Raw genomic sequence first — 18,400 nt, forward strand, 5'->3', positions numbered from 1 at the left:
AGTAGGATGTACTAATGGTTCTTCTTTTTTTGTTTTGCCATTTGAAAGATGTTTCTAATTAGATTATAGAAATATAAATATGGTACACTAGATATAGAAAGAATACGACTAGATTACAGAAGAGAAAGAGGAGAAGTACATGATGAAATTAGCATCTCCGAAACCATTTACATTTGAGGGTGGAGACCGCGCTGTTTTATTACTACATGGATTCACAGGAAACTCAGCTGATGTACGTATGTTAGGGCGTTTCTTAGAAAAGAAAGGCTACACTTGTCATGCGCCAATTTATAAAGGGCACGGTGTACCACCAGAAGAGCTTGTTCATACAGGTCCTGAAGATTGGTGGCAAGATGTAACGGAGGCATATCAGCTTTTAAAAGATAAAGGGTTTGAGAAAATTGCTGTCGTTGGATTGTCACTTGGCGGAGTATTTTCTCTAAAATTAGGTTATACAGTACCGGTTTTAGGTGTAGTACCAATGTGTGCACCGATGTATATTAAGAGTGAAGAAACGATGTACCAAGGTATATTGGCATATGCCCGCGAATATAAAAAGCGTGAGCAAAAATCACCAGAGCAAATCGAACAAGAAATGTTGGAATTCCAAAAGACACCGATGAATACATTAAAAGCATTACAACAATTAATTGCTGACGTACGTAACAATGTGGACATGATTTATGCACCAACATTTGTTGTACAAGCGCGTCATGATGAAATGATTAATACAGATAGTGCGAACATTATTTATAACGGTGTAGAATCAACGTTAAAAGACATTAAATGGTATGAAGACTCTACGCATGTCATTACACTTGATAAGCAGCGTGACGAGCTACATGAGGATGTATATAACTTCTTGGAGCAACTAGATTGGTAAGATCTAGTTGCCTCTTTTTTTCATAAGGAATTTTTTGTGAAAACTGTAAAAATCATAAGGGGAGTATTGAAGTTTCGCTTTATACATCCCCTATCTTTCGGATACACTAAATAATATAAGGTTTTAAAGGAGGTATTTTTGCTTGGAAGAAATCATACAAGAACATATTGATAAGTTGTTATTATTTATGAGAGAAGAAGCGTATAAACCGCTAACGATACAAGAGTTAGAAGAGGCATTTGGGATTGAAGGTTCTGAGGGCTTTAAAGATTTCGTAAAAGCACTTGTAACGATGGAAGAAAAGGGACTTGTTATTCGTACTCGTAGCAACCGTTACGGTCTTCCTGAAAAGATGAATTTAATACGTGGTAAGTTAATTGGACATGCACGTGGCTTTGCATTCGTTGTACCAGACGAAAAGAAAACAGGAGATGATGATCTTTTCATCCCGCCTACAGAATTAAACGGTGCACTTCATGGTGATACAGTATTAGCACGCCTTAGTTCCCAATCAAGTGGTTCGCGTCAAGAAGGTTCCATTGTACGTATTTTAGAACGCGGAACGAAAGAGTTAGTTGGTACATATACAGAATCGAAAAACTTTGGATTTGTTATACCTGACAATAAACGCTGGACAAGTGACATTTTCGTATTGAAAAGCGCATCAATGGGTGCTGTAGAAGGTCATAAAGTAGTTGTGAAAATTACGAGCTATCCAGAGAATCGTTTAAGTGCAGAAGGTGAAGTTATTCAAATTCTAGGTCATAAAAATGACCCAGGAGTAGATATTTTATCTGTTATCCATAAACATCATTTGCCTTTAGCGTTCCCTGAAGAAGTGATGGAACATGCAAACAGTGTACCAGAAACGATTTCAGAAGAAGATTTAAAAGATCGCCGTGACCTGCGTGACCAAATGATCGTAACGATTGACGGTGCAGACGCGAAAGATTTAGATGACGCTGTTACAGTAACGAAGCTTGAGAACGGTAACTATAAGCTTGGTGTTCACATTGCGGACGTAAGTCATTACGTTCAAGAAGGTTCTCCAATTGATGTAGAAGCAGCGGAAAGAGCGACGAGTGTATATCTTGTTGACCGTGTAATTCCGATGATTCCGCATCGTCTATCTAACGGTATTTGTTCATTAAATCCGAAAGTAGACCGTCTGACGTTATCTTGTGAAATGGAAATTAACAATTTAGGTGACGTTGTAAAACACGAGATTTTCCAAAGTGTGATTAAAACGACAGAGCGTATGACGTATGCTGACGTAAGAAGCATTTTAGAAGATGAGGACGAAGAGTTAATTAAACGTTATGAGCCGCTCGTACCGATGTTTAAAGAGATGGGGCAATTAGCACAAATTTTACGTGAAAAACGTATGCGCCGCGGGGCAATCGACTTTGACTTTAAAGAAGCGAAAGTATTAGTAGATGAAGAAGGAAAACCGACAGATGTTGTCATGCGTGATCGTTCTGTATCAGAGAAGTTAATTGAAGAATTTATGCTTGTTGCAAACGAAACAGTAGCAGAGCATTTCCACTGGATGAACGTACCGTTTATGTACCGTGTCCATGAAGAGCCGAAAGAAGATAAGCTAGAGCGTTTCTTTGAGTTTGTAACGAACTTTGGATATGCAGTAAAAGGACGTGCGAATGAAGTACATCCTCGTGCGTTGCAACAAATTCTTGAAATGGTTCAAGGGCAGCCTGAAGAAGTAGTTATTTCAACAGTAATGCTTCGTTCAATGAAGCAAGCGCGTTACGATGCGGATAGCTTAGGACATTTCGGTTTATCAACTGAGTTCTACACACATTTCACATCACCAATTCGTCGTTACCCAGATACGATTGTTCATCGATTAATTCGTGAATACATCATTAACGGTAAAGTCGACAATGAAACACAAGCAAAATGGCGTGAAAAATTACCTGAGATAGCAGAGCATTCTTCTAATATGGAACGCCGTGCTGTTGAAGCAGAACGTGAAACAGACGAGCTGAAAAAAGCAGAATATATGCTTGATAAGATCGGCGAAGAGTATGATGGTATGATTAGCTCTGTAACAAACTTCGGTTTATTCGTAGAGCTTCCAAATACAATTGAAGGTCTTGTACACGTTAGTTACTTAACGGATGATTACTATCGTTATGATGAGCAGCACTTCGCAATGATTGGAGAGCGTACAGGTAACGTATTCCGCATCGGTGACGAAATTACAATTCGCGTTATTAACGTAAACAAAGACGAGCGAGCAATCGACTTTGAAATCGTTGGCATGAAAGGTACGCCTCGTCGTAAGTTCAAAGATCGTCCAGTCGTGATCGAACAGCCAAGAACAGGCAGAAAGAAACGCGGCGGACGTAGCGAACGCAGTAATGAGCGCGGCGGAGAACGTGGCACAGGTAGAAAATTTGACCGTGGTGGCAAAGGTAAAGGAAGAGGATCTGCATCCGCGTCCGCTAGCCAACCAGGGAAAAAAGATGGTAACGGCAAGAAGAAAAAAGCATTCTTCGAAAACGTACCAGGATTCAAGAAGAAGAAGAAAAAGCGTAAGTAAGAAAAGGATGGCTTCGCTTTGATAAAAAGCGGGGCCTTTTTCTTTTTATTGGTGACTTGAGAGCGAGCCACTTTCGCTTTTTATGGAATCCAGCTCCAGTGGCTAGAATGTTCGGCGGCTTCGCTTCTTCTCTAGAGGCAAAGAACGCCTCAAGGTCAGAAGCTCCATCCATCTCACATTCTGGGCGAGCCACTTTCGCTTTTTGTATAATCCAGCTCCAGTGGCTAGAATGTTCGGCGGCTTCGCTTCTTCTCTAGAGGCAAAGAACGCCTCAAGGTCAGAAGCTCCATCCATCTCACATTCTGGGCGAGCCACTTTCGCTTTTTGTATAATCCAGCTCCAGTGGCTAGAATCTGTTGGCCATTTCACTCCCTCGGACGAAGCAAAAAGCGCTTCTCTGTCGGGAGTTCCAATGTCCAAAGATTCTAAGCGAGCCACTTTCGCTTTTTGTTTACATTTGTTACAATAGTAAAAATAGAGGAGGGACGTTATATGCCAAAAGGTTCAGGTAAGGTTATTGCACAAAATAAAAAAGCTTTTCATGATTATTTCATCGAAGAAACATACGAAGCAGGGCTTGTCCTTCAAGGAACGGAAATTAAGTCAATTCGCGCTGGACGAGTGAACTTGAAAGATGCGTTTGCACGTGTACATAATGGTGAAGTATGGGTTCATAATATGCATATTAGTACGTACGAACAAGGAAATCGTTTCAACCACGATCCGCTTCGTACGAGAAAGTTACTTCTGCATAAAAAAGAAATTGATAAATTAGCAGGAGCTGCAAAAGAAACGGGTTACGCACTAGTTCCACTTAGAATCTATTTGAAAAATGGATTTGCGAAAATGGCACTTGGTTTAGCAAAAGGTAAGAAACAATATGATAAGCGTCACGATTTAAAAGAGAAAGAAGCAAAACGTGAAATTGCACGCGCGTTCCGTGATCGTCAAAAGATGTAATACAGATATTTACATTTGTAAAACGGCGCGCGTATGTTATAATAACTTATGTAAGGTTGTTGCACATTGAAAAACAGCTCTTAGTAGCTATCACGAAATTTTCTTCGTATGCTCCATTTTTATCATGGGGACGTTACGGATTCGACAGGGATAGTTCGAGCTTAGGTTGCGAGTCGAGGGGATCGGCCTCGTTAAAACGTCAAAGCCTATAATTGGCAAACAAAACAATCTTTCTTTAGCTGCTTAATTGCACTAAAGGTTCCTCCCTCCATCGTCCATGTGGTAGGGTAAGGGACTCAAACTAAGTGGACTACGCCGGAGTTCGCCGTCTGAGGACAAAGGAAGAGAACAACCAGACTAGCAACTTGGAAGCCTGTCGATAGGCTGAAGAGTTCGCGAAATGCTAATATATCGACTACACTCGTAGAAGCTTAAGTGCCGATATTTTTGGACGTGGGTTCGACTCCCACCGTCTCCACCAATACATATTTGGTGGTTTTTTATTTTGTTGTGATTTGAACCATAATTTTGCCACTTTGGCAAAGTTATGGTTCTTTTGATTTATGGCAAACTTATGGTTCGAAAATAGAGCATATCTATTTCTATGTATGCAATTCATTTGAATTTTTTAATGAATATTTTTATCTTGATAAATCTCGATATTCCATGTAGGATAAAAAACTATACTATATTTTAGTATGAAATTAGAGGTGAATCAGTATGTATTTAGCTCCATTATTTGAAAACGATGTACCAGTAGCACTTTTCCGCTCTTAATAGAGAGAAAGTGACTACATCTCTCCGTTAGGGGCTTTATAGACCTATAGAAAAAGCGGAGGGTACAAAAAATGAAAAACACCTTATTAGGTTCTTTATATTTAATTTTAGCTTCTAGTATTTGGGGCGGCATGTATGTTGTTGTTAAAGTATTAGTATCGGTCATTCCACCATTAGAACTTGTATGGTTGCGCTATTTAGTGGCTATTGTTGCGCTTCTTATTATTGGATTTGTAACAAAACAAAAATGGCGCATTGAAAAGCGTTACTTTTTAATAATCATAACAATTGGTGTAATTGGTTATGCTATTTCGATTGTTACTCAAGAAACGGGTACAATGCTTTCTTCAGCACAGATGGGAGCCGTTATAACTTCTTCAACACCAGCGTTTATGGTGTTGTTTGCTTGGTTAATACTTAAAGAACGTTTGACTTTTAAAAAAGGTATATCTGTTTGTTTAGCGACAATTGGAGTCATTATTATTGTCGGAATTGGTGACTTGAATACGTCAAGTGTGCTTGGCGGTATTTCTCTTCTTATTGCGGCTTTAACTTGGGCGCTTATGTCTGTTCTTGTAAAACGTCTGCCAAGTGATTATTCGCAAATTGTGGTAACCACTTATTCCACCTTGGTAGCTTTAATTGTGTTAACTCCTTTTGTTTTACCAAGGTTACATGCAATTGATATCTCTCAGCTCACTCGACCAACTATTTGGGGAGGACTTTTATATTTAGGAATTATCTCAACAGCCGTTGCATTTTTACTTTGGAATCGAGGATTACAAATGCTCAATGCTTCAAGTGGAGGATTATTTTTCTTTTTCCAACCTGTTGTTGGAACATTACTTGGATGGCTTATTCTTGGAGAAAAGATAGGTGCAACATTTTGGGTAGGTTCTGCCTTAATTTTGATAGGAGTTCTATTAGTTATTAGAGAGAAACAAAATTAATTAAAGATTACTTCATTAATAAATAATTGTTTGTAGAATGATAATTTTTCAGGAGGAATAAATATGGCAACCTTTGATGATTTCCAAAAATTAGATATGCGTGTAGGAGAGATTATCCGTGCAGAAGAATTCCAAAAAGCAAGAAAGCCATCATACAAGCTTTGGGTTGATTTTGGGGATGAAATAGGAATTAAACAAAGTAGTGCGCAAATAACTGAATGTTATGAGCTATCCGATCTTATTGGTAAACAAGTACTTGGTGTAGTAAATTTCCCACCAATGAGGGTTGCTGGTTTTAGTTCGGAAGTATTAGTGATGGGTGTTTATGCAGAACAAGGTGTTGTACTGATAGAACCTCAACAAAAAGTAAAAAAAGGGGACCGATTGGGTTAAATAGCTGTCACATTTATGTGTGTTAACATGACGTTTCTAGGTAAATAGTAAACAAAAAGGACAAACTTATACTAATTAGAGTTTGTCCTTTTTTATTTTTTAATCTGTCTGTAATTAGAGACAGATTAAAAAGCAATTTGGATTCCTTAATGAAAAAGGAAAATATCATTACTTTAATTCGCATTATTTTTTAGGCAAACTTATGGTTCCAAAGATAGGAATCCAATAGTGAAAATGCATACCTTTATTTTATTAGCTTGATAGCGATATGATGCTATCCTTACATGTTCTGAATAAGAATAAGTAAAAAAAGAACCCTAAGGTTCTTTTTTTGTTTATGTTATTGTTTGTTATTTATAAGTAGAATTATTTTTTATTTAAAAAGCATTGGCAAAAAACCTAAAATATCGAAAACAAAGTGGCAAATCCAACTTACCCAAACACTCTTTGAATTTTTCCATATATAATTTAGTGCTAATCTAGCTGGGATTATAGTTATTAATAACTGCAGTGGTACGAAACCATAGGCAGGAATATGCCACAAAGCAAATAAAACACTACATATTATTGATGCTGTACCAAATTTCAATCCTAATTTTTGTAATGCAATAATTATATTCGTGCAAATCAACTCTTCGCCCATTAACATAAATGGTACACGGAATAAAATCATAGAAATACTTATTACTTCAGCGACAGAATTTTGAGTTGCAGGTTCAAAAAGGTAGTTGAATATTGAGGTGGAACCCATACCCACGATAATCGTTAAAGGTATCCCCCAAAGTAATGTCTTAAAATTAAAATGTTTAAATTGCTCTAATGATATTTTACCTAAAAAATAGTATCCAATAATTCCACATAATATAAGATTCCATGAAGCTTCAATAATCATTCTTAATAATCCAGGTATACCCCCTACAAATGAAAAAAGTTGATATACAATGCCGGAAATGATTAATAACTCCAAAGCCAAAAGAGATTTTGAATCAATTTTCTTCTCAGTTTCTATAATCCTTGTTTCCACAATAACACCTTCTTTCTTATTGTTTTGTGAATTACAAATATATAGTAACATATATCCCTCCTAATTAATGGTGATTACAACGAGTACAATAATTTTTGTTTAATATCGTTTTATAATTGCGATAAATTTATGGTTCTAAATTCAAACAATTTTTCACTTCAGTATACAGCTACTATAAAGTTAAGGATTTCTTAAGAAAAACAAAAAAAAATAATAAGAAGATTATTTTATTATGAAAAAAAACGAAATGAGGATTATTCATTGTGCAAAAAGAAAGAATTAGAATAATAGATGCTTTAAGAGGTTTTAGTTTATTAGGGATTTTATTAGCCAATGTTGTAATTTACAGTTATGGTCTCTTAGATACACCTAATGATCAAGTAAAAAAAATTATTATGATTCTAACGGAAGGTAGTTTCATGCCGATTTTTACATTTCTATTTGGATATTCCCTTATAAAACTAGTGGATTCTTTAAAAAGAAGAAACAAGCATGTAAGATGGCATTTAACCAGAAGATTTGCAATGCTAATATTACTAGGTATCCTTCACGCTACTCTATGGCAGGGAGATATTCTTCTCACGTATGGTATCATTGGCTTTTTGCTGTTGTTCATAATTGAAAAGAAACCAAGAACTTTAATAATTATCGGAATTTCTTTATTTTTACTATCAATACTTATTTATTCACAAACAATGCCACTATTCTTATTTGGCATGGCTGCTGCAAAAAAGAATGTATTTGTGTGTTTAGAACAAGAATATGTATGGTATAAAAGAGGACTTATTTTAATTCCAATCGCTTTGAGTATGAAATATGTTAGTATTATGATTTTTGAAAATAAGTGGTCATTATACGTATTAAATATTGGATCATTACTTTTAGCAATAGGCTATATTGCAGCTTTTTCTTTGATATTTATTCATTTCTCTAAAATGAAAATTTTTAAATGGTTTGAAAATGTCGGAAAAACTTCATTAACAAATTATATTATGCAAACTGTTATTTTTGTATGTGGATATCATATTGGGCTATTCAAAAATTTAGATTCAATCAGTTTGATTTTTGTTGCGTTCATAATCTATTCTATCCAATGTTCTATTAGCTCATTATATGTAAAGAAATATAAATATGGACCATTGGAGAACTTACTTCGAAAATGGACTTATTGGTCGTGGAAAACATCATCTAAAGTTTCTTAATTAATAGAAGAGATCTTTAAATTGATGCTACGTTAAAAACAAAATATATATCTGAAACAAAAAGGTGAAATTCGGATAAAGAATTTCACCTTTTTATTTTGTAACCCTAAGGTGAGATACTAACATTTTTGCACCAAAGGTGAACTTATGCCTAATAAATGTTTTCTGACAATGCTATCTTCAAATGATACAAGTTGGTTCTTATAAGGTAGAGTTGTATATTCTTTTAAGAAAATCTTAAGAATCCTCCTCGATATTTGTTAAGAAATAAAATTTATACTGAAATCTACTTCACACCAAATCAAATGATCGAGGAGATAGAGATGCAATTTATTACATTTTTAAGTGAATTTATAAAACACCCAAAAAACACAGGTGCAATTGCACCAAGCTCTAATATATTAGCAAAAGCAATGGTAGATGCAATCGATTTTGAAGTGGCAAAATGTATTGTAGAATTAGGGCCCGGAACAGGATCTTTTACGAAAGAGATTATGAAGAGGAAAAAGAAAAGAACAACATTTATTCTAATTGAAATTAATGAAGTATTTTTCAAAAAGTTACAGAAGCAATATGAGGATGATACAAGTGTCGTAGTCATACATGGGTCAGCTGAAAATATTCAAAGGTATGTGGAAGAGTTACAAATAAAAGGTGTGGATTATGTATTATCAGGATTACCTTTCACTTCCTTGCCAAAAGAAGAATCATCACGTATTTTAAATAACGTAATGGAGTCGTTACGTGAGAATGGTAGGTTTATTACCTTTCAATATTCACTTGTCAAAAAAGGATTTATTGAAGACTTTTTTCCAGATATCCAATTAAAAAAAGTTTGGTTTAACTTCCCACCAGCCTATGTCTTTAGCTGTAAAAAATCGGTGAGGGGAGCATATGCATAATGGAATTACATGAATTATTGTCTTATATTGAGCAGTATGGTTATACCGCTTTATTCTTCTGTTTATGGCTCGGCATTGTTGGTATGCCAATTCCAGATGAAATGATTGTTATGAGCGGTGGTTTTGTATCATCAGTGGGTATATTAAGTGTAATTCCAGCCTTTTTGTTAACTTATTTAGGAGTTGTCTCTGGACTTTCTTTAGGTTATCTATTGGGCAAAGTATTCGGTACCAAGGTACTTGATAAATTAATGAAAAAGAAAAAGGCAAAGTATTTGCTACAATCACAAAAAATGATTGATAAATACGGACATTATGCATTAGTAACCAGCTACTTTATACCTGTCGTTAGACACATTATCCCTTACTTAGTAGGCATGAACAACATGTCCTATAGAAAATATGCTCTATATTCATATACCACGGGGTTTGTGTGGACACTTGTTTATTTTTTACTTGGTTCCTTATTTGGAAATCATATAGACACAATTGTAAAAATCACAACAGAATACGGTATTTATTTTGGTGGTATTGTCCTTATCGTTGCTTGTATTTGGTATGTATATATACAAAAACGAAGTACTACGGTAAGTAAATAGAGAAAAGCATAAGTTTTGGAAATTACATCGGAGGAGATTTTATGAGTAAAGAAACAATAATGGTAGTGGATGATGAGAAGGAGATTCGAGAACTCATCGCCATCTATTTAAAAAATGAGGGCTATAGGGTCTTGCAAGCTGAAAATGGAGAAGAAGGGTTAGAACTACTAAAGAAAAACGAGGTGCACTTAATTGTCCTTGATATTATGATGCCCAAAATTGATGGTATCCACATGTGTATGAAGGTGCGAGAAATAGCAGAAATGCCTATTATTATGTTATCTGCAAAAACGCAAGATATGGATAAAATTTTAGGGCTAACAACGGGTGCAGATGACTATGTTACAAAGCCTTTTAATCCATTAGAACTCATTGCTCGAATTAAGTCACAGCTTAGAAGATACATGAAAATGAATGGTGGAATAAGCGTACAAAATGAAAACGAAGTTGAAATTGGAGATATGAAAATCAATATAACGACACATAAAGTAACTATCGCCGATCAAGAGGTAAAATTAACTCCGAGGGAGTTTGCTATTTTAGAATTACTTGCTCGCAATCAAGGGATGGTAATGAGTGCAGAACAAATTTATGAAAGAGTGTGGAAAGAGGAAGCTTTTCAATCTGATAATACCGTAATGGTACATATTCGGAAAATACGTGAAAAAATTGAAGAAAACCCGAGAAAACCTCGGTACGTTAAAACTGTTTGGGGAGTAGGATATAAAATTGAAAAAGATATTTAAATTATTTCATCCTTTGAATAATAACATTAAAAGGATGTTTAAAAAATTGCAATGTTATATTTTAAAAAGTATTAGAATACAGCTCATTACAACCTTTTTTCTCTGTGCATTACTAGGGTTTGTTGTATCAAGGGCCGTAGCTCCACTTGCTGAAGGGGCAAATTCAACAGCTTATGTTGACTACAGTACGGGTATGCAGAATATTAACTTTCAAGCAAAGCAAATTGCTGAAAAAGCAATAAGTGAGAATAAAATAAATAGCCTGCAAGAAATAATTAATAGTAAGGCTGAAGAGGATACAACTCCTTTAAAAGTATTAATTACAGATGAAACTGGAAAGGTTTTATATAAAACGAAGCAGGCACAAGAAGTAGAAATTAATTTGCATAATACAATTAGTAATGTAATGAATTTTGCAGTAAATCAAGTTGAATTTAATAAAGATGCTTCAAATACAGAGGAAATACGTAAAGAGTTCCTCACCTTTTATCCAATTACGGTTGAAGGTAAAAATTTATATATGTTTGTAAGTGGGATCCCAAAAGGATCTATTACTTATGATATAAAAGAGGGAGTTTTCCCAACACTTTTGGGAGTTATTGTATTTATTTTTTCTTTCTTTTATATTACTAAGAAAAAAATGAAAGAGATTGAAGTGATGGTACAAGGTGTAAATGAAATTGCAAAAGGAAACTTAGCATATCGAATTGAAGAGAAGGGACAAGACGAGATGGCTTTGTTAACAAAAAATATTAATCAAATGGCCGAAGGACTTATGGTGAATATAGAAAAAGAGAGGGAAATTGAACGACAAAAAAATGAATTGATTACAAATGTCTCGCATGATTTACGCACACCGCTTACTTCCATAATGGGATATTTGCGTTTATTACAAGATGCAAAGTATGAAAACAGAGAACAATATGATGAGTATATAAAAATTGCTTTTTCAAAATCTGAACAACTCAAAAATTTAATAGAAGATTTATTTGAGTATACAAAATTAACGAATGAGAATATTGTGTTAGAAAAACAAGAGATATGTATCAATGAAATGTTAGATCAATTAATTGAAGAATTGGTTCCACAAGCTGAAGAACATGGTCTTTCAATTACGAAAGAGTTTCCAGAAGAACGAATACATGCTGTAGTTGATCCAGAGAAAATTGTTCGTGTATTTGATAATTTATTAATGAATGCAATTAAATACAGTAAGGATGAAGGAGAAATTAAAGTTTCTCTACAACGACAAAAAGAAACAATTCAGATTTCTGTGAAAAATCCAAGTGAAGAATTTACAAAAAAAGAGCTGGAACATTTATTTGAACGCTTCTATAAGAAGGATCAGTCAAGAAGTAGAGTCTCGGAGGGGTCTGGCCTTGGACTAGCGATTGCTAAAAGCATAGTTGATATGCAGGGTGGGGATATTCGAGCTGAATATGAAGATGGACTGGTACAATTTATTATTACGTTACCTATTGCTGCAGAATAATATCGTTTTTTTATTTTTTTCAAGAAAACCGAAACACATTAAATATGTAATTGTATTAAAAAAAAAGAGCCCTTATAAAAAGGGTTCTTTTTTTAAAATGTGAAATTTTTTGTTAAGAAAAACTTAAGAAGCTACCTCACTTTTTGTTAAGAAACGCTCTTTATACTAAAAAATGTGTTACAGAGTATATCCATTCTAAAAGAATAGATGATATCAAAATAAATCATATAAGAAAAGAAAGGTGGAAAAGAAAATGAAAAAAGCATTGCTTGCAGTTTCAGGATTAATTGTTGTAGGAGGTGGATTATTAACTTATGTAGGAGGAGATACAATAGATAGATTTAATCCACTAGTGAAAGAAAAAGATGTATACGTTCATACAGAAGGTGAAGCGAAACCTGATCCTGAACACGATGGTCAAAGATTCTATTATGCCATAGACGGGGTTGATGAATTAGGAGATGTAAATACCATCAAAGTAGGGGTGGGCGCTAAGGATGAATATGTAAATTCTTATTTAAAAGTACATGTAAAAGGAAAGTATGTTTATAAAATTGAGGAAGTAAAGGAAGAAAATGTTCCTGAAAAAGCAAAAGAAAGATTAAAAAATAAATAATAGATATTTCAAGTGAAAAGAAAAGGTAGGAGAATGTGATGAGTAACTCAGTTGTAAACGTAAAAAATGTTCAAAAAGTGTACGGTAAAAAAGGTGAGAATCAATCACAGGCATTAAGAGGGGTCTCATTCTCAATTCAAGAGGGCGAATTTGTTGGGATTATGGGGCCATCAGGTTCGGGGAAAACAACATTATTAAATGTTATTTCAACATTGGATCAAGCAACAGAGGGGATTGTTGAAATTGCTGGTATCGATATCACGAAAATGAAACAAGGAGAACTTTCAGATTTCCGTTCTCAAAAATTAGGTTTTATCTTTCAAGATTTTAACTTACTCGAAAATCTATCAATTTATGAAAATATTGCGTTACCATTATCATTGCAAGGTATTTCTTCTAAAAAGATTGGACCAAAAGTAGAAAAGGTAGCGGGAATGTTAGGGATCTCAGAAATACTTCAAAAATATCCATCTGAGGTATCTGGTGGACAAAAACAGCGTTCAGCAGCGGCTCGTGCACTTGTACATGAACCAGCAATTATTTTAGGAGACGAGCCAACAGGAGCGCTTGATTCTAAAAATGCAACAAGTTTGTTGGATGCAATGAAAAACTTAAATGAAAAACAAGGTGTATCCATTATGATGGTCACGCACGATCCATATAGTGCAAGTTACTGTCAACGTATTTTATTCATTCAAGACGGTGAGCTATATAAGGAAATTCACCGTAGTGGTACACGCGAATCGTTTTATAAAGAAATTTTAGATGTACTTGCAGACTTAGGTACAAAAAAGGGATAAGAAAGGAGGTTTACCATGTTATTTAAGCTTTCTATGTCAGGACTAAAGAGTAAGATGAAAGACTATACCGTTTTACTTATTGGTCTTGTTATGTCAATTTCAATTTTTTACATGTTTCAAACATTGGCTTTAAATAAAGCATTTGTTGAAGCGAATACTACTATTCGGTCAATTGGCCCTGTTTTCCAAGCTGGCTCGGTTCTATTAGCAATCATTACATTCTTCTATGTTCTATATGCAAATTCTTTTTTGATGTCTCTTCGCCAAAAAGAATTTGGAATGTATATGATGTTAGGGGCAAAAAAGCATAAGGTCACAACCCTTATGTTTCTGGAAACAATTGTAATCGGTGCGGTATCTTTAGTAATTGGACTTACAATAGGGATAGGATTATCGCAAGGAGTAGGTAAACTCCTTATGAAGCAATTGGATTTCACCGCGGATGGTTATCATGCGTTTTATATACCATCGATGCTAGTTACTTGTATGTTTTTCTTGGTGATATTTATACTATCTGCCATTATGAATAGTGTGAAATTATCAAGAATTTCTGTTCTGCAACTTGTACATGCAGACGCTTCAGCAGAACGCACAATAAGCAATGGAAAGCGGACTTGGATAATTTCATTCTTAGCTATTCTTTTATTAGCAATTGGCTATGCTTCCATGATGAATATGAATAAATTAAAAGAGCAGGGTCCTTTCATTGCAATGTTAACAACTACAGCAGGAACATATATGTTATTTGCTTCTGTTCTTCCGCTTATTATTAAGAAGTTGAAAAGCAATAAAAATTATAGTGAAAAAGGCCTTAATGCTTTTACATTTGCCCAATTAAACTTCCGTATTAATAGTTTAACAAGGGTACTTGCTACAGTAGCAATGTTGGTAGCACTTGGTGCCGGAGCAATTTCCGGGGGGATGGCTTTCAAAAATGACGTAATGAAATCTACTGATAACCTTGAGATATATGATGTAGTCATTCATAATCCAACAACAGAAGAAAAGAACATTTTAGATGGTATTACATTTAAAGAAAAGAATGAATATCGTTATAAAGTAGATGAGAAATATATATATAATCTAAAAGAAGATTTAGAGAAAAACCGTCCACTTGTTCAAGTTGAAACAGAAAAAAAGGGTAAATATAAAGAAAAACGTATTTCTGAGAATCTTCCTGTAAGAGCAATTTCAGTTTACGGTACAGAAAATAAGGAGAATATAAGTGTCATTCCAGATGAGTGGAATCAAGCCTTAAACCGCATTCATCCAGGTTATTTAGGTAATAATGACAAAATAGATAAAATAGTAGATCAAAAAACGTACGATCAAATACAAGCAAAAGAGAATGTAGCGTTAATTGGGAAAACGGATGATTTTGTATCATATTTAGACAAGTGGAAAAAAATTGATGAATTACAGTTAATTAAATATAAAAATGTTACAGCTGAGGACATCTTCAGTAAATATCAAATATATAATGGGCTATACGCTAGTGCGAGTGGAACAGTATTTATGGGATTCTTCTTAGGTATTGCTTTCCTTGCGATGATGGCAAGTTGTTTAATGTTTAAGATTCTTTCTGGTGCTTCAAAAGACATTGTACGCTATGAAATGCTACGAAAAATTGGTGTCCGTCATGAATTATTAACAAAGTCTATCTATAAAGAGCTATTCTTTGTATTCTTATTCCCAGCTATAGTAGGAATTGTACATGTTCTACTAGGTATGAATATATTTGGATTTATATTAATCGATCCATACTTCCGTATTTGGTTACCAATTCTAATTTTTGTGGTTATTTATTCCATTTACTATTTCGTAACAGTTCAATTATATAAAGGAATTGTTCTTCCGAAAGAACGATAGCAAAAAATACCGAGTATATCCTACTCGGTATTTTTATGGTTGGAGGTGACAGAATAACAGTATTGTTTTATTGTACTTGTGGTAATTTTTGGGTAGAGTTACATTTTGTATGATATGAACTATAACTTTGCCAGGTTGGTGAGGTTATAGTTCTTTTTGTTTTTAGAAGTAGAAAAACGTGTATCTCACTACGCAACAGATATATTTTTATATTCTTTCCCAATTAGTTTAGAGAAAATTACGGTTGATTTTTCTTTTGCACCACCCAGTCAAATGTTTGTTTTTTAGTTTTCTGCAACGGGGCTGGTTTCTTGAAATAGAAAATGAAGAAATGGTTATTGATGGTAAGCAGGTAGATACTATAGCTGATCGTAAACGCTCGATTGGTGAGTTTCTATCAATAAAATCAATTTATTCAAATCTTAATATGTTTTGTGTTTCTATCTATACCTATTGTAAGATTATATAGAGTTCTCCTAATAAACTGTTTTAATGGATTTTTTAGGGGTTTAATATTTATAAATCTTAAATAATTTTTTATGTAACTAAGTTATATTGAAGTAGAGGTGAACCATCGGTGAGGCAGGTGTTAGTAATTAAAAATGAACGGTCTTTAGCAAAGAAAATCGTAAGCGGTTTAACGGAAGAAGGCCATTTCATTTTAAAACTTCACAATGAAAACGAAGGTTTAAATATAGCATATGAACAAGATTGGGATATTATTATATTAGATTGGGATTCATTAAGTATATCTGGACCAGAAATTTGCAGGAAAATACGACTTGTTAAAATGACACCCATCATTATTGTGACCGACAATATTTCTAGCAAGGATTGCGTAGCAGGGTTACAAGCTGGAGCTGATGATTATATAAGAAAACCATTTGCGAAAGAAGAATTAGTAGCTAGGGTGCAAGCTATTTTAAGGAGAAGTAACTGTAACCAGCAAAATGAGATAACCTTTTATCAGTTTAAAGATCTCTTTGTTGATGCATCTAGCAATATTGTGAAAAAAGGTGGTAAAAATCTCTCGCTTACGAAGCGTGAGTACGATTTACTTGTATTTTTAATCAAGAATAAAAATACAATATTGAGCCGTGAAATGCTTTTGAACCAAGTTTGGGGACATAACGTAGTCGTAAATCCAAATGTAGTAGACTTATATATTGGGTATGTAAGAAAAAAGTTAAAGTGTGAGAAGAAAAATAGATATATTCAAACAATACATGGCAGAGGCTATTCAATGGTTGAATGATAAAAATAAGATCATAAAGTAGTTTCTGTGAAATATGAAAAGACAGAAACTATAAAAAGAAGATTGCTATCAGGAAATAGTCATTTTTTTGCAGTAAAAACCATGTTTTATAAGGTGTGGGGGATGGATCTGCTGCGCATTAGTTGAGACCGTATCAAATTTATTTTTAATTTTATTAACTCACACCATTCACAAGATTTTCACATAATTAATGACTATACTTATTTACAGGATATTCAAATGAAAATGATTATCAATATTGATTTAGGTGAATAGCAGTTATTATCTAATTCAATCTTTGGAAGTCATCATTTTCGAAATAAATTACATAATAAGGAGTATACGTATGAAAAAAACTATGCTTTTAAAATTAGTAAGTATTCTAGCAATTTTCACTTTAATGTTAGTAGCTTGCTCAGATTCAAGTAAAGAAACTTCGAAGGCTACTAAAGATAATGGTAGTGATAAGCCAAAAACGGTTGAAATCACTGATGCGCATGGAAAAGTTACTGTTCCTGTAAATCCAAAGAATGTAGTTGCTTTAGATAATAGAACGTTTGAAACTTTAGCTGATTGGGGAATTAAATTAGCGGCTGCTCCAAAGGATATCATGCCTGCTGATTCAGCATATAAAAAGGATGAAAAAGTTCAAAATATTGGGAATCACCGTGAGCCAAATCTTGAAATTATTGCCGCTGCAAACCCTGACCTTGTAATTGTTGGTCAAAGATTTGCTAGCCATTACGAAGAAATCAAAAAATTAGTACCAAATGCAGCAGTTATTGATCTTAATGTTGATGTTTCTGAGAAGGCTACTAAGCCTGGAGAAAACTTAGTAAAAGGACTTAAAGATTCTACTGTTACTTTAGGAAAAATCTTTGATAAAGAGAAAGAAGCTAAAAAATTAGTAGCTGATTTTGATAAATCTATTGAAAATGCAAAATCTGCTTATAACGGAAAAGATAAAGTTATGAGTGTTATCGTTACTGGTGGTAATATCGGTTTTGCTGCGCCGCACTCTGGCCGTGTTTGGGGACCAATGTATGAAATTTTCGGTTGGACTCCAGCATTAGAAGTTTCTAATTCTACTGCAGGTCATAAAGGTGACGACGTTTCTGTTGAAGCTATTGCACAAACAAATCCTGATTGGCTGTTCGTATTAGATCGTGATGCTGCAACATCTGATGCAGCTAAGTCAGCTCCTGCTCAGGATGTTATTTCTAAATCACCAGCTCTTCAAAACACAACTGCTGTTTCTAAAAAACAAGTTATTTATGCACCAGCAGATACTTACACAAATGAATCAATTCAAACTTATATAGAGTTATTTGGAAATCTTGCAAAAACTTTAGCTAAGTAGTGTAAAGGA

General features: G+C 34.2%; 17 protein-coding genes and 1 other RNA gene. 16 read left to right on the forward strand and 2 right to left on the reverse strand.

Annotated elements, in window-relative coordinates:
* The first annotated feature begins 142 nt into the window (after nt 1-142).
* Nucleotides 143-883, forward strand: coding sequence for a carboxylesterase (gene estA, locus PDQ40_RS25805; RefSeq protein WP_000761976.1), 741 nt, complete (start codon nt 143-145; stop codon nt 881-883).
* Nucleotides 884-1,025: 142 nt separating this feature from the next.
* Nucleotides 1,026-3,446, forward strand: a complete 2,421-nt coding sequence (rnr, locus tag PDQ40_RS25810; protein ID WP_270691729.1) for a ribonuclease R — start codon at nt 1,026-1,028, stop codon at nt 3,444-3,446.
* Here the strand turns inward: rnr and PDQ40_RS25815 are convergent.
* A complete protein-coding gene (locus PDQ40_RS25815; RefSeq protein WP_270691730.1) occupies nt 3,418-3,639 on the reverse strand; it encodes a hypothetical protein in 222 nt (73 codons plus the stop codon). The two genes, rnr and PDQ40_RS25815, sit on opposite strands and share 29 nt — an antisense overlap.
* Before the next feature lie 299 nt (nt 3,640-3,938).
* Here PDQ40_RS25815 and smpB point away from each other — a divergent pair, with 299 nt between their 5' ends.
* The 4 genes from smpB (at nt 3,939) to PDQ40_RS25835 (ending at nt 6,526) form a co-directional block, all read left to right on the forward strand.
* A complete protein-coding gene (gene smpB, locus PDQ40_RS25820) occupies nt 3,939-4,406 on the forward strand; it encodes an SsrA-binding protein (RefSeq protein WP_001123902.1) in 468 nt (155 codons plus the stop codon).
* A gap of 126 nt (nt 4,407-4,532) precedes the next feature.
* Nucleotides 4,533-4,887: a transfer-messenger RNA gene (gene ssrA / locus PDQ40_RS25825) on the forward strand.
* Between the two features lie 367 nt (nt 4,888-5,254).
* Nucleotides 5,255-6,133, forward strand: coding sequence for a DMT family transporter (locus PDQ40_RS25830; RefSeq protein ID WP_242301646.1), 879 nt, complete (start codon nt 5,255-5,257; stop codon nt 6,131-6,133).
* 63 nt (nt 6,134-6,196) lie between these two features.
* A complete protein-coding gene (locus PDQ40_RS25835) occupies nt 6,197-6,526 on the forward strand; it encodes a tRNA-binding protein (protein WP_270691731.1) in 330 nt (109 codons plus the stop codon).
* A gap of 373 nt (nt 6,527-6,899) precedes the next feature.
* On the opposite strand, the gene PDQ40_RS25840 is transcribed toward PDQ40_RS25835, so the two are convergent.
* Nucleotides 6,900-7,550 (reverse strand): CPBP family intramembrane glutamic endopeptidase, encoded by a 651-nt coding sequence (locus PDQ40_RS25840; protein ID WP_242301657.1) that lies wholly within the window; start codon nt 7,548-7,550, stop codon nt 6,900-6,902.
* Nucleotides 7,551-7,813: 263 nt separating this feature from the next.
* Between PDQ40_RS25840 and PDQ40_RS25845 the strand changes: the two genes are divergently transcribed.
* From PDQ40_RS25845 to PDQ40_RS25890, 10 genes are all read left to right on the forward strand, one after another.
* Nucleotides 7,814-8,752: a DUF418 domain-containing protein gene (locus tag PDQ40_RS25845; protein ID WP_270691732.1), complete on the forward strand. Its 939-nt coding sequence runs from the start codon at nt 7,814-7,816 to the stop codon at nt 8,750-8,752.
* Between the two features lie 323 nt (nt 8,753-9,075).
* Nucleotides 9,076-9,654 (forward strand): class I SAM-dependent methyltransferase, encoded by a 579-nt coding sequence (locus PDQ40_RS25850; protein ID WP_242301640.1) that lies wholly within the window; start codon nt 9,076-9,078, stop codon nt 9,652-9,654.
* Entirely contained in the window at nt 9,654-10,253 is a 600-nt protein-coding gene (locus tag PDQ40_RS25855) for a DedA family protein (RefSeq protein WP_143880680.1), read from the forward strand. The genes PDQ40_RS25850 and PDQ40_RS25855 overlap by 1 nt, the downstream gene beginning before the upstream one ends.
* A 41-nt stretch (nt 10,254-10,294) precedes the next feature.
* Nucleotides 10,295-10,999: a response regulator transcription factor gene (locus PDQ40_RS25860; RefSeq protein ID WP_242301635.1), complete on the forward strand. Its 705-nt coding sequence runs from the start codon at nt 10,295-10,297 to the stop codon at nt 10,997-10,999.
* Entirely contained in the window at nt 10,983-12,491 is a 1,509-nt protein-coding gene (locus PDQ40_RS25865; protein WP_391509480.1) for a sensor histidine kinase, read from the forward strand. Before PDQ40_RS25860 ends, PDQ40_RS25865 begins: the two co-directional genes overlap by 17 nt.
* A 253-nt stretch (nt 12,492-12,744) precedes the next feature.
* Complete coding sequence (locus PDQ40_RS25870) at nt 12,745-13,107, forward strand: YxeA family protein (protein ID WP_242301633.1); 363 nt, start codon at nt 12,745-12,747, stop codon at nt 13,105-13,107.
* 38 nt (nt 13,108-13,145) lie between these two features.
* Nucleotides 13,146-13,907, forward strand: coding sequence for an ABC transporter ATP-binding protein (locus PDQ40_RS25875; RefSeq protein WP_242301631.1), 762 nt, complete (start codon nt 13,146-13,148; stop codon nt 13,905-13,907).
* A 15-nt stretch (nt 13,908-13,922) separates the two neighbouring features.
* Complete coding sequence (locus PDQ40_RS25880; protein ID WP_144533444.1) at nt 13,923-15,776, forward strand: FtsX-like permease family protein; 1,854 nt, start codon at nt 13,923-13,925, stop codon at nt 15,774-15,776.
* 577 nt (nt 15,777-16,353) lie between these two features.
* Nucleotides 16,354-17,031 carry a response regulator transcription factor gene (locus tag PDQ40_RS25885; protein ID WP_001250243.1) on the forward strand — a complete coding sequence of 226 codons (678 nt, stop codon included), beginning with the start codon at nt 16,354-16,356 and terminating at the stop codon, nt 17,029-17,031.
* A 346-nt stretch (nt 17,032-17,377) separates the two neighbouring features.
* Nucleotides 17,378-18,391 (forward strand): siderophore ABC transporter substrate-binding protein, encoded by a 1,014-nt coding sequence (locus PDQ40_RS25890; protein ID WP_000753457.1) that lies wholly within the window; start codon nt 17,378-17,380, stop codon nt 18,389-18,391.
* The last annotated feature ends 9 nt before the right edge of the window (nt 18,392-18,400 follow it).

The organism is Bacillus cereus group sp. Bc061 (assembly GCF_027715825.1).
Lineage (GTDB): Bacteria > Bacillota > Bacilli > Bacillales > Bacillaceae_G > Bacillus_A > Bacillus_A paranthracis.